The organism is Aliiroseovarius sp., from assembly GCF_030148435.1.
In the GTDB taxonomy this organism is placed as follows: domain Bacteria; phylum Pseudomonadota; class Alphaproteobacteria; order Rhodobacterales; family Rhodobacteraceae; genus JASBTN01.
The window spans coordinates 26,948-41,567 of record NZ_JASBTN010000038.1 but is presented as its reverse complement, the minus strand read 5'-3'; the positions used below and the strand labels follow the sequence as shown (position 1 = coordinate 41,567).

Sequence of the window (14,620 nt, the reverse complement as noted above, 5' to 3'; positions counted from 1 at the left end):
CGGATGCCTGACCGCTGTCCCGCAGGTGGTCACAAGCAGTTTCCAGACCGATGCCCAGGCAAAAAACCGCCGGCGCGACGGACCTGCCTTGCACTGCCGGGCACCGCAAGAACCCGCGCCGACCCGCGTCCAAAGGTTTCCGATCCGACACAAAAGCGACGGTTTCGACCGATGGATGTGCGCTTTTCTGTCATTTTCCAGCTTGTGCCACCGCCGCGCGCCCCGTATTTGCGTCGGTGGGACACCCCTCCCCAACGAGGGGCACATATCTGGAAGGGTATCATGACTGATATTCAAAAACCGGCGACGCGGCCGGGAAACCCGCGTTTTTCCTCTGGCCCCTGTGCCAAACCTCCCACCTGGACTCTTGATGCTCTGTCGGACGCCGCGCTTGGCCGTTCGCACCGTGCCACTGTCGGCAAGGACAAGCTGAAGGCCGCGATCGAAGGCACCCGCGAGGTGCTGGGCATCCCCGCCGATTACAAGATCGGCATCGTGCCCGCCTCGGACACCGGGGCCGTCGAAATGGCGCTGTGGTCGCTTTTGGGCGCGCGCGGGGTGGAAATGCTGGCCTGGGAAAGCTTCGGCGCCGGTTGGGTCACGGACGTGACCAAGCAGCTGAAACTGGATGCCGTGACCAAAGTGGCCGAGTATGGCGAGCTGCCCGACCTGGCCTCGGTCGATTTCAGCAATGACGTGGTCTTTACCTGGAACGGCACCACCTCGGGCGTGCGCGTGCCGAACGGCGACTGGATCCCGGCGGACCGCGAGGGTCTGACCATCTGCGACGCCACCTCGGCGGCCTTTGCCATGGACCTGCCCTGGGACAAGCTGGATGTGACCACCTTCTCCTGGCAGAAGGTGTTGGGTGGCGAAGCGGCCCACGGCATCCTGATCCTCAGCCCCCGCGCGGTGGAGCGTCTGGAAAGCTACACTCCCGCCTGGCCGCTTCCGAAAATCTTCCGCATGACCAAGGGCGGCAAGCTGATCGAAGGCATCTTTACCGGTGCCACGATCAACACACCGTCGATGCTGGCGGTCGAGGATTACCTGTTCGCCCTCGACTGGGCCCGTTCGGTTGGCGGTCTGCAGGGGCTGATTCATCGTGCCGACGCCAACACCAAGGCAATCGCGGATTTCGTCGAGATGCGGGACTGGGTCGACTTTCTGGCCCATGACCCGGCCACGCTGTCGAACACCTCGGTCTGCCTGAAGTTCACCGATGATCGCATCACCGATGGCGCCACCTTCGCCAAATCCGTCGCCAAGCGGCTGGAAGCCGAAGGCGTGGCCCTGGACATCGGCGCCTATCGCGACGCGCCCGCCGGTCTGCGCATCTGGTGCGGCGGCACGGTCGAGACCTCGGATGTCGAAGCGCTGATGCCGTGGCTCGACTGGGCCTTCGAGACCGAGATCGCAGCCCTGACTCAGGCCGCCTGAACGGCTCCCAAACGTTAAAACACCCCTACCGGACCCGTTGAAGTTCTTAAACACCGGGTCCGGACAGCCTTAACATCTTTAAAGACAGGAGCCGCACCATGGCCCCCAAAGTACTCGTCTCGGACAAGCTGTCCGAAACCGCCGTCCAGATCTTCCGCGACCGTGGCATCGAGGTCGACTTCGACCCGACCGTCGGCAAGGACAAGGACCGCCTGATGGAAATCATCGGCAACTATGACGGCCTTGCCATCCGGTCCGCCACCAAGGCGACCGAAACCCTGATCAACGCCGCGACCAACCTCAAGGTGATCGGCCGCGCCGGAATCGGCACCGACAACGTGGACAAGGTCGCGGCCTCGAAAAAGGGCGTGATCGTCATGAACACCCCCTTCGGCAACATGATCACCACCGCCGAACACGCCATTGCCATGATGTTCGCCGTGGCCCGCCAGATCCCCGAGGCCAGCGCTTCGACGCATGCGGGCAAGTGGGAAAAGTCCAAGTTCATGGGCACCGAGCTGACCGGCAAGACCCTGGGCGTGATCGGCGCCGGCAACATCGGTGGCATCGTCTGCGACCGTGCCGTCGGTCTGAAAATGAAGGTCGTCGCCTTCGACCCGTTCCTGTCGGAGGAAAAGGCGGCCAAGATGGGGGTGGAAAAGGTCGAGCTGGAAGAACTCCTGCATCGTGCTGATTTCATTACCCTGCACGTGCCGCTGATTGATTCGACCCGCAATATCCTGAGCCGCGAGAACCTGGCCAAGACCAGGAAGGGCGTGCGTATCATCAACTGTGCCCGCGGTGGTCTGGTCGATGAGGAAGCCCTGGCCGAGATGCTGAAATCGGGCCACGTGGCCGGTGCCGCCTTTGACGTGTTCGCCGAAGAGCCGGCGAAGGAAAACCCGCTGTTCGACCTGCCCAACGTGGTCTGCACCCCGCACCTGGGCGCCGCCACAACCGAGGCGCAGGAGAACGTTGCCCTGCAAGTGGCCGAACAGATGTCGGACTACCTTCTGACCGGCGCCGTGACCAATGCGCTGAACATGCCGTCCGTCACCGCCGAGGAAGCCAAGGTCATGGGCCCCTGGATCAAGCTGGCCGAGCACCTGGGCGCCTTCGTCGGCCAGTTGACCGACGAGCCGATCAAGGCGGTGAACATCACCTATGACGGCGTCGTGGCCGAGATGAACCTCAAGGCGCTGGACTGTGCCGCCACCGCCGGGCTGATCAAGCCGCAGATCCCGGACGTGAACATGGTCTCGGCCCCGGTCGTCGCCGCCGATCGCGGCATCAAGATCTCGACCACCACGCAGCCGAAATCGGGGTCCTTCGACGGCTATATCAAGCTGACCGTTGTGACCGACAAGCGCGAGCGTTCGATCGCCGGCACGGTGTTCAGCGACGGCAAGCCGCGTTTCATCCAGATCAAGGGTATCAACATCGACGCCGAGATCGGCAACCACATGCTCTACACCACCAATGATGACATCCCGGGCATCATCGGTGCGCTGGGTGCGACCATGGGCAGCCACGGCGTGAACATCGCCAACTTCACCCTGGGCCGCAACGAGGTCGGCGGCGACGCGATCGCGCTGCTCTACGTCGACAACCCGATCCCGGCCGATGTGCTGCAGGCGCTGTGCGACACCGGCCTGTTCCACTCGGTCAGCCCGATGGCATTCGACGTGTAACCGAACGGTCCGGGCCCGAACCGGCCCGGACGTAACCCCGCCAAGACCGGAGGGGTGGTATCAGGGCAAAATCCCGGGGATCCTCTGCGTGGCAGAGGAAACCTGGGGCACAGCTCTCCTGCCCTCCGGCTCTCAAGCGGCATCCCCTCGACGCGAATCATTGCTGCCGATCAAGGCACCAGACAGTCCGTCACGCCACTCCTGCCGTTGGCTGATTGGACTGGCTCCACTGTCTGGGCGACTGCCCATACATGCGCTTGAACTCCCGGCTGAATTGCGATGAGCTCGTGTAGCCCACGCCCATGGCCGCCTCCGACACGTTCATGCCCCCGGAGATCTTCATCGCGGCTCTGTTCAGGCGCATCGACTTCACGAACTGGATTGGCGACATCGTCGTTGCTTGCTTGAAGCGGCGATGGAACACGGCACGGCTCATGCCGACCTGCGAAGCCATGTCGTCGATCGTGACAGGTTCGCTCAGGTGGTTGGACAGATAGTCGATGGTTCGCGCGATCTCGTTGCCGACACCGAAGGCGCGTTTTGCCACCGCCCCGGCCTCGCCTTTCAGCACGGCGTAGGAGAGCTCGCGCAGCCGCCCCGGCCCGAGCACCGTCATGTCCATCGGGCTGTCGAGCAGCTCAAGCAGCCGAAGCAGCGCCTGCGAAAAGCCCGTGTCCCAGCGGGCCAGCGCCAGCCCTTGCGATGCCGCCTGGTCGGGTTTGCGGGTGGCACCGGCTGCGGTCTCCATCTCGAGAGCGAGATCCCGCATCACCCGCGGATCCAGCGCAATCATCACACCCAGAAGCGGGTGTTCCCTTGAGGCCTGCGGCGTGCCTGCCTCTACCGGCATCGTCATCGGGCAAAGCATGTATCGGCTGCTGTCGTAGGCGTACCGATGACCGTCGAGAACGGCTTCCTTTACCCCGCTGACGATGGCCACCACCGTGGGCTCATAGATTGCCGGAACACAGGGAATTGCCTCGTTCACCTTGAACAGCTGCACACCCTTCAACCCGGTTTCCAGCAAACCGGCCTCGGGGAGGCACCGGTCGATGAGGTGTTTGATCCGTTCTTTGCTCATGGTGCCAAGCTGGCACGATATATGGGCCTTTACAACCAAGATGAGACAATCAGGCAAGCATTAGCGACAATTCCGCCTGTTTTCACCGACCGACGAGAGCTATCTGCTGTATCAAGACACGCACTCAAGTCGTCAGTCGAAGCTGGCAGGAGAAGAAAGATGGCAGACACGACATTCGGACCACAAGGCTGGACCCCGGAACGCCTCGGGCGGCTCGAAGGCAGGGCCTACCTCATCACCGGCGCCAACGCGGGCACCGGCTTTCAGGCCGCGCGGACGCTTTTGGGCAGGGGCGCCAAGGTGGTGATGCTGAACCGCTCGGCGGAAAAATCGCAAGCCGCCATCGCGGAGCTGAAGCAGGAGTTTGGCATCGGCGCCGATGTGAGCTTCATCCGCATGGACCTGGCCTCGCTCGCCAGCGTGCGCGATGCCGCGGCCGAGGTTCTGACAACCCTCCCGCGGATCGACGCCCTCATCTGCAACGCCGCCATCGCGCAGGTGCCGACCCAGACGCTGACCGTGGACGGCCATGAGAGCATGCTGGGCACGAACCACTATGGCCACTTCCTGCTCTGCGGGCTTCTGTTCCCACGGATCGAGGACTCCACAGGCCGTATCGTGGTCGTCTCGAGCCTGGGCTACAACATGGGGATCAAGACCATCCAGTTCGACGACATGAACTGGGACAGGAACTATCACCCGAACCGTACCTATTCCCAAAGCAAACTGGCGCAGATGATGTTCGCCTACGAGCTGCAGGACAAGCTGGCCGCTGCGGGCAACACGAAGGTCGAAGTCTACGTCTGTCATCCGGGCGCCTCGCGGACCTCTCTCATCACCACCAGCGCAAGTCGTCTGATGCGGTTTACCTGGTGGCTCATGACCCTGTCGCCGCTTGTGCAATCGGCCGAGAGGGGCTCGTGGCCGGAAGTCATGTGCGCCACGCAGGACGGGCTGGAACAGCGCGCTCTTTACGGCCCCACGGGCCGCATGGAATCCGTCGGCCCGGTCGGCAAGGGCACGCTGAACCCCCACGCCCATGACAAGGCTGTCATGCAACGGCTCTGGGCGCTGTCCGAAAAGGAAACCGGGTTCGAATGGGGCTTTTGATCAACAGGGCATTGAAGACCCCGGTGGTCAGCCAGACGTCCCGCCATTTTGCCCGTCCGGGTCGAAGCCGTGGGAAATCCGTGCCCCACCCCGCAAAACGCGCCCCTGAAACGCCGGGGCTTTCCTTTTTTCCCCAGCCGGTTAGGGTGCCCGCAGGACAGGAGGGCCCATGCGCGCCTATGCGATCGGAGACATTCACGGACATCTCGGCAAGCTGGAACAGGCCCACGCGCTGATCGCCGAGGATCGTGCGCGCTGCGGTGACATGGACGCGCCCATCGTCCATGTGGGCGACCTGGTCGACCGCGGACCGGACTCGCGGGGGGTGATCCAGTACCTGCTCGACGGCCAGGTGCGCGGCGAAAACTGGGTGGTGCTGAAGGGCAACCACGACCGCATGGCCGCCCTGTTCCTGCGCGACACACCGCAACTCGACCCGCAGCTTCTGATGGACCACTACTGGTGCCATCCACGTATTGGCGGGGTGGAAACCCTGGGCAGCTACGGTATCACCGTGCCAGAGGGCATCCGCACCTACCAGCTCCACGCGGAAGCTCTCACCAAAGTGCCACCGATCCACCGCCGATACCTGGACGACCTGCCCGCCATGCACCGCATGGGCGAGCTGTGTTTCGTGCACGCGGGCATTCGCCCGGGCGTGCCGCTCAAGGACCAGACCGAGGACGACCTCACCTGGATCCGCAAGGAGTTTCATCAGGATAGGTCAGACCACGGCCCCCTGATCATCCACGGCCACACGCCGGTGAAGGAAGTCACCCACTATGGAAACCGCCTGAACATCGACACCGGTGCGGGCCATGGCAAGGCGCTGTCGGCGGTGGTGATCGAAGAGCGCGAGGCGTGGCTGCTGACCCATGAAGGACGCCAGCCGGTCCTGCGTGGCTGACCCTTCCACAAATATCCCGGGGCGTTTGAGGGGCAGCGCCCCTCAATCCAACACATCAAGCGCGGCGCAGCCGCTCTGTTTGGCCGCGCAAAGAAAAAGCCCCGGCGTTTCCACCGGGGCTTTCTTCAGTCGGAAAACACGCACCCGACCTTGGCCGGGTGCAGGTTCGGCAAGGCCGAACCTTATGCGTCTTCGTCTTTCTTCTTCTTCTCGGGAACGATCTCTTCGCCGGTCTCCTGGTCGACGACCTTCATCGACAGGCGAACCTTGCCGCGATCGTCGAAGCCCAGCAGCTTGACCTTCACGTCCTGACCTTCCTTCAGAACGTCCGAAGGATGGTTCAGGCGGCGGTTTTCGATCTGGCTGACGTGCACGAGGCCGTCGCGCTTGCCGAAGAAGTTCACGAAGGCGCCGAAGTCGACGATCTTCACGACCTTGCCGTTGTAGATCGCGCCTTCTTCCGGCTCGGCCACGATCGCGTGGATCATGTCATAGGCCTTCTGGATCGAGTCATTGTTCGGCGAGGCGATCTTGATCACGCCGTCGTCGTTGATATCGACCTTGGCGCCGGAGACTTCCACGATCTCGCGGATGACCTTGCCACCCGAGCCGATCACTTCGCGGATCTTGTCGGTGGGCACAGTCATGGTCTCGATGCGCGGAGCGTGGGCCGAGAACTCGGAGCGGCCAGCCGACAGCGCCTTGTTCATTTCACCCAGGATGTGCATCCGGCCGTCCTTGGCCTGGGCCAGGGCTTTCTCCATGATCTCGGGGGTGATGCCCGCAACCTTGATGTCCATCTGCAGCGAGGTGATGCCGTTTTCGGTGCCCGCCACCTTGAAGTCCATGTCGCCCAGGTGGTCTTCGTCACCCAGGATGTCGGTCAGAACCGCGTAGGAGCCGTCATCTTCCAGGATCAGGCCCATGGCCACGCCAGCCACCGGGGCTTTCAGCGGCACGGCGGCATCCATCATCGACAGCGAGCCACCACAGACCGACGCCATCGAGGACGAGCCGTTCGATTCGGTGATCTCGGACACGACGCGGATGGTATAGGGGAAATCGGTGGCCGAGGGCAGAACCGCCTGCAGCGCACGCCAGGCCAGCTTGCCGTGGCCGATTTCACGACGACCGGTAAAGCCGAAGCGACCCACTTCGCCGACCGAGTAGGGCGGGAAGTTGTAGTGCAGCATGAAGTTCGACTTGTAGGTGCCGGTCAGCGCGTCGATCATCTGCTCGTCGTCGCCGGTGCCCAGGGTGGTCACGACCATGCCCTGTGTCTCGCCACGCGTAAACAAGGCCGAACCGTGGGTACGGGGCAGGATGCCGACCTCGGACACGATCGGACGCACGGTGTCCAGCGCACGGCCATCGATCCGCTTGCCGGTCTTGACCACGTCACCGCGCACAACCGAGCTTTCCAGCTTCTTCAGCGCCGAACCCAGGTTCACGTCGCCCTGCTGCTCTTCGCTCAGGCCAGCCACGATTTCCTCGCGCGCGGCGGCAATGGCAGCCACACGTTCCTGCTTGTCGGTGTTGCCATAGGCGGCACGGATCTTGTCCTCGCCAGCGGCTTTCACGGCGGCGTACAGCTCGCTGTAGTCGGCAGGCTGGAAGTCGAACGGATCGTTCGCGGCTTCTTCGGCCAGCGAGATGATCAGGTCGATGACCGGCTGGATCTGCTCATGCGCGAAGTTCACGGCGCCCAGCATTTCTGCCTCGGACAGCTCGTAGGCTTCCGATTCCACCATCATCACGGCGTCTTTGGTGCCGGCCACGACCAGGTCCAGACGCTGGTCCGGGTTGTTGCGCAGCATGTGCATGTCGTCGCAGGTCGGGTTCAGGATGTATTCGCCATCCTCGTAACCCACGCGGGCACCGGCGATCGGGCCCATGAACGGCGCACCCGACAGGGTCAGCGCAGCCGAGGCGGCGATCATCGCGACGATGTCCGGGTCGTTGACCAGGTCGTGCGACAGAACGGTGCAGATCACCAGCACTTCATTCTTGAAGCCGGGCACGAACAGCGGGCGGATCGGACGGTCGATCAGGCGCGAGGTCAGCGTCTCTTTCTCGGTCGGACGCGCTTCGCGCTTGACGAAACCACCGGGGATCTTGCCGGCGGCATAATATTTCTCGTTGTAGTGAACCGTCAGCGGGAAGAAGTCCTGACCGGGCTTCTGTTCCTTGGCGAAGGTCACGTTGGCCATCACGGAGGTCTCGCCCAGGGTGGCGATGACCGAACCGTCGGCCTGGCGGGCAACCTTGCCCGTTTCCAGCGTGAGCGTCTCTTCGCCCCACTGCATGGATTTCGTAGTCACGTTGAACATGTGTCGTATCCTAGTTGGGAGCACTCGCGGGCCCTCCCGCGTCTCCCGTTGTCATGGCGGCCCCATTGCCGCCGACCCCTCTTATATCCTTTTCACGGTGCCGGGGTCCGGGCACCACGTCTCAGATGGCCGGGCCATACAGGATTTTCACGCCCTTATAAAGCGAAAACGTGGGGCTGCCGCAGAACCGGGCGTCGCACGGGCGCGACCGGACGTGTGTTGGTCGGGGGCCCGTTTCACCGTAGGCTTGCCCCATGAGACCCTTGTTCAGCCTCATGTTGCTCATATTGATCTGGCCCACGCCCATCCGCGCAGAGCCGGTCCGGTATGTGCTGGATCGTGACAGGTCGCGGGCGGGGTTCGTGGTGCAGACCGCAAAAGAGGAGATTTCCGGCAGCTTCCCGATCCTCGAAGCCGAGGTGCTGCTGGATTTCGAACGCGGCAGCGACAGCCAGATCCGTGTTCGGGTGGGGGCCGCCAGGGTCCGCACCAGCCTGCCGCTTGCCGGACAGGTCATTCGCGGCCGGGACATGCTGGACACCGACCGGTTTCCGGAAATGTCATTCGAAAGCCGGGAATTGCGGATCAGCCGAACGTCGACGCCCCTTAACGGAGACCTGACGATCCGCGGTGTGACACGGCCCGTGCGCCTGGAGGCGCAGATCTTCCGCCAGCGCGGCACAGACCCGGGTGATCTGTCTCGCCTGTCCGTGCATGTGACAGGCGTGGTGCAGCGCAGTGACTTCGGCATCACCGGCCTGCGAAATCTGCTTCAGGAAGAAATCCGTCTGAACATCCTGGTGCGACTCGACAGTGCCGACAACTGAACCGCCCCATCCACGGTAGAAAAAAAGGCCGCTGCGCGGGGCAGCGGCCTTTCCAGTCGGATGGGATGCGTCGGTCCGCGGGTCTGTGAACCCGCTCCACCGATGATCGAAACAGGTTCGATCCGGTTAGCGACGCAGGCCCAGACGCTTGATCAGGTCCTGGTAACGGGCCTCGTCCTTGCGCTTCACGTAGTCCAGCAGCTTGCGGCGCTGGGCAACCATCTTCAGAAGGCCACGGCGGCCGTGGTTGTCCTTCTTGTGGGTCTTGAAGTGCTCGGTCAGGGTCGCGATGCGCGACGACAGGATGGCAACCTGAACTTCGGGCGAACCGGTGTCGCCGTCCTTGGCGCCGAATTCCTTGATCAGGCGGGTTTTTTCTTCAACAGTGATCGACATCGGGGTCTCCTTACGGTTAGAGTTTCGGGCGCAGGCCGGGATGTCGTCCAGCCAGGTCCATGGAGGCCACCGGAGCCCTGGGGAATCCGGCGGATGGGCGCGTATAGGGTAGTTTTCGGAAGAAAGCAAAGGGATTCGACAGGTGGTGCGCGGTCCCTGTGGGGCTGCCCGGCCACGGGGGGGGTCGGCGCAAAACGGGCTGGCATCCACCCTCCCTGTTGCGCGTATTTGATTCAGTCTTGCCGAAAACTCGATCCGTTCCCGGACGTTTCGGCGGATACCCTCCGGTTGTTAGCAGTTTGGCAAGCCCCGCATCCGGGATTTGGGGAACAGCTGATGGCAGGCCGGTTGCCACGGTTCGGCAGGTTGGCGCTTGGGTTCGGGCTGAACGCCATGTGCGTCGATGTGGCCTTGAAAACGGTCGTGCAAGACCCGCCGGACGGCAAGGGGCTCTGATACCCGGCCCGGATCGAAAACTGCCCCTGATGGCGCCGCAACGGAACCCGGAACCGCGCGCGCCGACAGGAACCTGGCGGATGGCTGGATCCCCCTTGATGCGGCGACTCCAGACGCTCCCGTCCCGACACCTGCCCGGACGCAAGGTGCAGTTCGGCAGAGCAGCCCCGCCGCCCGCGCCCGGGCTGATCAGGCGCATGCATCTCACGATCCGACGGTCACGCCCGACGGCACCCCGCCGCAAGCTGCGCGCATCTCCGGATTTCACGGTCGCGGGCCCCGCTGTTACGGCCTCCAAATCGGATTTATCACCTGAAATCAGCACGTTCAACCCCGCGAAGGAGACCCTGCCCATGATCCATGATCCCGGTGCGGATGCCTCCAAATCTTCCGTGCTGGACGATGCTGGCCACCGCCTGCTTCTCTATGGCGACAAGGTCGCGGGCAGGCACGACGCGTCGATTGCCAGGGATGCAATCGCCCGGCCGGGGTTGTGGTCCTATTGGGTCGCGGCTGCGTTCAGGTAGTCGATAATCTGCTGCGCCCAGTCCCCCAGCACCGGGATGAAGTCGATCGACCCCAGCAATCGGATCACGATGGCCACCAGCAGCGTCGCGCCCAGCACCGAACCCAGCCCAAAGGCCAGACCGCGATAGAGCTGGAACAGCCCGAGCTTCCACAGGCTGTCATGCAGGCGGATGAAACGATGCGCGTTCATCTGCGCCACCTCGTCGCGCAGCGCGCGCACCTCGGCGGTCAGATCGGGGGTGGCCCGTTCCGGTTCACTGCCGCGGCGCATGTCTCCCCCCCCGTTAAGGATTTTAAAACCCTTTGTTAACATTGAATTTTTCCCAGAATACATTCGGGAAAGGTTGCCGCCTCGGGTAACATCCTAAGCCGTGGATTTGGGTGTTACAAGGTGGGTGCCATGCTGTACGGCTTGCTTCTTCTGGGGCTGTTGCCCCTGCTATTCATGACGGACCTGTTTGGCGATGACGCGGATGACGCCGGTCCCGACGCCGGGGCAGATACCGGTGCCGATGATGCTGCCGATCCGCCACCGACTGAGGACACGGGTAATATGCTCGACCTTCTGGAGGGTGCGGGCGGGCCCGGCGGTCCGGTCGCACCGGTCTCGGAATTCCCGGAGGGCGCACGCCAATCGGATGCCCCCGGGGATCCGGACAACACCGTGCTGACCCCGACGGACGGGCAGCACGAGGAACCGCCAGCCCCCGGCAGCCCGGGTGATCCTCCTGTAGATCCCGACGAGGTGCTGACCCCGACCGACCCTGACGAGGAGGAGCCCGACCCGGCCGACCCGGTCGAGCCCGCAATGGTGCTCGACCCGATCGACGAGCCCGATGAAGGGCTGCCGGTGGATGGCACCCTGGTCGAGGACGCGATCCAGCGCGACGGCGATGCGGTGGCGGGGCTGGATGATTTCGAACGCTTGCTGGACGACACGGTGGATACCGAGGGGACCGAGCGCGATGACCTGATCACGGCCGAAGATGACGGCGACCCGGACACCGGCGAAGGCGAACTGGACCTGTGGGACGGCACTCCGCTGATCGAAACCCCGGGCGAGTTGAACGTGGTCGATGGCGGTGCCGGCGATGACCAGATCACCACCGGGGACACGGCGGGATATGCTTTCGGCGGCGTGGGCAACGACCAGATCACCCTGGGCGACGGCACCACGGCGGCCTTTGGCGGGGCGGGCGTGGACATTCTGACCGGCGGGGGGAGCGATTCCTACCTGGACGGTGGCGCCGGGGATGACGTGATTCAGGGCGGCGACGGGGATGAAATCCTCAAGGGCGGCGTGCATGTGGCCGATTCGGATGAAAGCGACGATGACGTGATCGATGGCGGGGCCGGAGATGACGACATTAGCGGAGGCGACGGGGCCGACACCCTGTCGGGTGGCCAGGGTAATGACGTGATCGACCACAACGGATTGGCCGCAGAGGAGAACGGCGCGGAGCGCCACGCTTTCGACTGGCATCTGGACGGCGACGCGGATCTGCTGGACGGCGGCGACGGCAATGATACGCTTGTCATGGACCGGCATGACACGGCCACCGGCGGTGCGGGGAACGACACGTTCTGGCTCTATGCCGATGACGAGGTTGCGGAATACGCGGCGGTCACGGATTTCGTTCCCGGCGAGGATTTCCTGCGCGTCGAGCTTAATCCGGACACCACCAATGGCGATATAATTCTCGACGTGCACCCGTCAGAGGATGGTGCGCATGGCGAGGTTTGGGTGAACGGCCAACTGGTCGCCATGCTCGAAGGCATGCCGGATGCCAGCGCCTCGGATGTCTATGTCTCGGTGCAGGAAAACGTGTTCCGGTAGGATCGGGTAAGACCTGGTCCCGGACCCGCCCGCAGGGCGGGCCACGCCCTACCGAAGGCGCCCCGGCAGGGGCACGGCGGGCGGGAGCGCCCCGCCGGCCGGGGACTTTCAACCCCATGGCTCTGGTCGTGTCGCGTAGCCGATATAGAGCGGATGGCGCGGGTGGCCGGCCTTGGTCAGCCCCAGTTGCACCAGCGGCTGACCCGTGCCACGCAGCAGCGCCTCGACCGCGCGGCCACGCTCCAGGTGGTCGCCATGGGCGCCCCAGGCGCAGAGCACCGTATCCGCCCAGGCCGCCCCTTCCAGGATAACCGCATCGTTCTGTGGCCCCACCGGCGCGACCGCCTGTTTCAGCAGGGCCGGGTCGGTCTCGCGCCAGGCAAAGATATTGGTCGCCCGAAACCCGCCATAGCCCAGCGCGCGGGCCCGGCGCTCGCAGCGTTCGATGGTGGGATCATTCGCCACCTCGGTCGCCTTGGACGGGTTCAGCATCACATACAGCAGCCGCCGCCCGGCCGGATCCCAGACCCGGGTCAGGTCATAGCGATACCGTTCGCAGTCGGAGTACCGGGCCTGCGACGCCGCATCGTCCTTTTGAAACCTGCGCGTGATCATGCCCGGTTTGTCGCCGGGTGGATCGGAATTGGCAAGGGGTTGCAGTCCTTGTCCAAAAGGTCAAAAGTGTTCCTTCCACGAAAGGACATGCCATGCTCTATGCCGAGATCATTCGCAGGAAACGGGACGGGGAAAGCCTGTCACAAGACGAGATTGCCGAAATGGTGGCAGGCATTTCCTCGGGCGAAGCAAGCGAGGGTCAGGTGGCTGCCTTTGCGATGGCGGTGCTCTGGCGCGGCATGGCGCGGGACGAGGCCGCCGCCTTGACCCTGGCGATGCGCGACTCAGGGGATGTTTTCGACTGGTCCGACCTGCCAGGCCCGGCAGTGGACAAGCATTCCACAGGCGGGGTTGGCGACAATGTCAGCCTGATGCTCGCGCCCATCGTGGCGGCCTGCGGGGGCTACGTACCGATGATTTCCGGTCGGGGGCTGGGCCACACGGGCGGCACGCTGGACAAGATGGACAGCATCCCGGGTTATACCAGCCAGCCCGACAACACCCTCTTCCGCAAGGTGGTGCGCGAGGTCGGCTGCGCGGTGATCGGCCAGACCGGCAACCTGGCCCCGGCCGACAAGCGGTTTTATGGCATTCGCGACGTGACCGCGACGGTGGAAAGCGTGCCGCTGATCACGGCCTCGATCCTGTCGAAGAAACTGGCCGCAGGGCTGGGCAGCCTGGTGATGGACGTGAAATGCGGCAATGGCGCCTTCATGGACAATCCCGTCCGGGCGGCGGAACTTGCGGGCTCCATCACCGGTGTGGCCCGGGCCGCCGGCCTGCCCTGCCACGCGCTGATCACCGACATGAACCAGCCGCTGGCCTCGGCGGCGGGCAATGCGGTCGAGGTCATGAACGCGGTTGAATTTCTGACCGGTGCCCGGCGCGACGCACGGCTGCAGCAGGTCACGCTCGCGCTCTGTGCCGAGATGCTCGTGACCTCCGGCATCGCGCCCGACCGCGAAACCGGTCTGAAGGCCGTGACCCTGGCGCTTGAAACCGGCCACGCGGCGGAGGTCTTTGGCCGGATGGTCGCCGGGTTGGGCGGCCCCGCGGATTTCGTCGAGAACCACGACCGCTACCTGCCCAGAGCCAAGCTGATCCGCTCCGTGGCCGCCCCCGGATCGGGCCAGGTGGCCAGCATCGCCACACGCGAGATCGGGCTGGCCGTTGTCGAACTCGGCGGCGGCCGCCGCCGCGCCGATGACGTGGTGAACCCCGCGGTCGGGCTGACCGATCTGGTGGACCTGGGTGTAACGGTGCAGGCGGGCGACCCGCTGGCCGTGATCCACGCGGATGATGCGACACAGGCGGAGGCTGCAGAGGCACAGGTGCTGGCGGCCTATGAAATTGGCGAGGCGCCGGAGGTGGCAAATCCGGTGATGCGGATCATCGACTGACG

At 64.1% G+C, this 14,620-nt stretch carries 13 protein-coding genes; 8 read left to right on the top strand and 5 right to left on the bottom strand.

The window, feature by feature from the left end:
• The first annotated feature begins 282 nt into the window (after positions 1–282).
• A complete protein-coding gene (locus Q1V43_RS06555) occupies positions 283–1,440 on the top strand; it encodes a phosphoserine transaminase (protein ID WP_300515506.1) in 1,158 nt (385 codons plus the stop codon).
• A 98-nt stretch (positions 1,441–1,538) separates the two neighbouring features.
• A complete protein-coding gene (gene serA, locus Q1V43_RS06550) occupies positions 1,539–3,131 on the top strand; it encodes a phosphoglycerate dehydrogenase (protein ID WP_300515503.1) in 1,593 nt (530 codons plus the stop codon).
• Between the two features lie 190 nt (positions 3,132–3,321).
• On the opposite strand, the gene Q1V43_RS06545 is transcribed toward serA, so the two are convergent.
• Positions 3,322–4,212, bottom strand: coding sequence for an AraC family transcriptional regulator (locus Q1V43_RS06545; protein ID WP_300515500.1), 891 nt, complete (start codon positions 4,210–4,212; stop codon positions 3,322–3,324).
• 159 nt (positions 4,213–4,371) lie between these two features.
• Between Q1V43_RS06545 and Q1V43_RS06540 the strand changes: the two genes are divergently transcribed.
• A complete protein-coding gene (locus tag Q1V43_RS06540) occupies positions 4,372–5,322 on the top strand; it encodes an SDR family oxidoreductase (protein ID WP_300515497.1) in 951 nt (316 codons plus the stop codon).
• A 169-nt stretch (positions 5,323–5,491) separates the two neighbouring features.
• Positions 5,492–6,229, top strand: coding sequence for a metallophosphoesterase (locus Q1V43_RS06535; RefSeq protein WP_300515494.1), 738 nt, complete (start codon positions 5,492–5,494; stop codon positions 6,227–6,229).
• A 182-nt stretch (positions 6,230–6,411) separates the two neighbouring features.
• Here Q1V43_RS06535 and pnp read toward each other — a convergent pair whose 3' ends face one another.
• Complete coding sequence (gene pnp / locus Q1V43_RS06530; protein WP_300515491.1) at positions 6,412–8,559, bottom strand: polyribonucleotide nucleotidyltransferase; 2,148 nt, start codon at positions 8,557–8,559, stop codon at positions 6,412–6,414.
• A 275-nt stretch (positions 8,560–8,834) separates the two neighbouring features.
• Between pnp and Q1V43_RS06525 the strand changes: the two genes are divergently transcribed.
• Complete coding sequence (locus tag Q1V43_RS06525; protein ID WP_300515488.1) at positions 8,835–9,386, top strand: YceI family protein; 552 nt, start codon at positions 8,835–8,837, stop codon at positions 9,384–9,386.
• Positions 9,387–9,512: 126 nt separating this feature from the next.
• Here Q1V43_RS06525 and rpsO read toward each other — a convergent pair whose 3' ends face one another.
• Positions 9,513–9,782, bottom strand: coding sequence for a 30S ribosomal protein S15 (rpsO, locus tag Q1V43_RS06520; protein ID WP_300515485.1), 270 nt, complete (start codon positions 9,780–9,782; stop codon positions 9,513–9,515).
• Between the two features lie 809 nt (positions 9,783–10,591).
• Between rpsO and Q1V43_RS06515 the strand changes: the two genes are divergently transcribed.
• The gene (locus tag Q1V43_RS06515) at positions 10,592–10,765 is read left to right on the top strand and encodes a hypothetical protein (protein WP_300515482.1); all 174 of its coding nucleotides are present in this window, start codon (positions 10,592–10,594) and stop codon (positions 10,763–10,765) included.
• On the opposite strand, the gene Q1V43_RS06510 is transcribed toward Q1V43_RS06515, so the two are convergent.
• Positions 10,738–11,037, bottom strand: a complete 300-nt coding sequence (locus Q1V43_RS06510) for a DUF5665 domain-containing protein (protein WP_300515479.1) — start codon at positions 11,035–11,037, stop codon at positions 10,738–10,740. The two genes, Q1V43_RS06515 and Q1V43_RS06510, sit on opposite strands and share 28 nt — an antisense overlap.
• Before the next feature lie 129 nt (positions 11,038–11,166).
• On the opposite strand from Q1V43_RS06510, the gene Q1V43_RS06505 reads away from it, so the two are divergent.
• Positions 11,167–12,603, top strand: coding sequence for a hypothetical protein (locus tag Q1V43_RS06505; protein ID WP_300515476.1), 1,437 nt, complete (start codon positions 11,167–11,169; stop codon positions 12,601–12,603).
• Between the two features lie 108 nt (positions 12,604–12,711).
• Here Q1V43_RS06505 and Q1V43_RS06500 read toward each other — a convergent pair whose 3' ends face one another.
• On the bottom strand, positions 12,712–13,218 hold the full coding sequence (locus Q1V43_RS06500; protein WP_300515474.1) for a DUF1643 domain-containing protein: 507 nt from the start codon (positions 13,216–13,218) through the stop codon (positions 12,712–12,714).
• A 92-nt stretch (positions 13,219–13,310) separates the two neighbouring features.
• Between Q1V43_RS06500 and deoA the strand changes: the two genes are divergently transcribed.
• Positions 13,311–14,618, top strand: coding sequence for a thymidine phosphorylase (deoA, locus tag Q1V43_RS06495; RefSeq protein ID WP_300515473.1), 1,308 nt, complete (start codon positions 13,311–13,313; stop codon positions 14,616–14,618).
• Positions 14,619–14,620 lie beyond the last annotated feature (2 nt).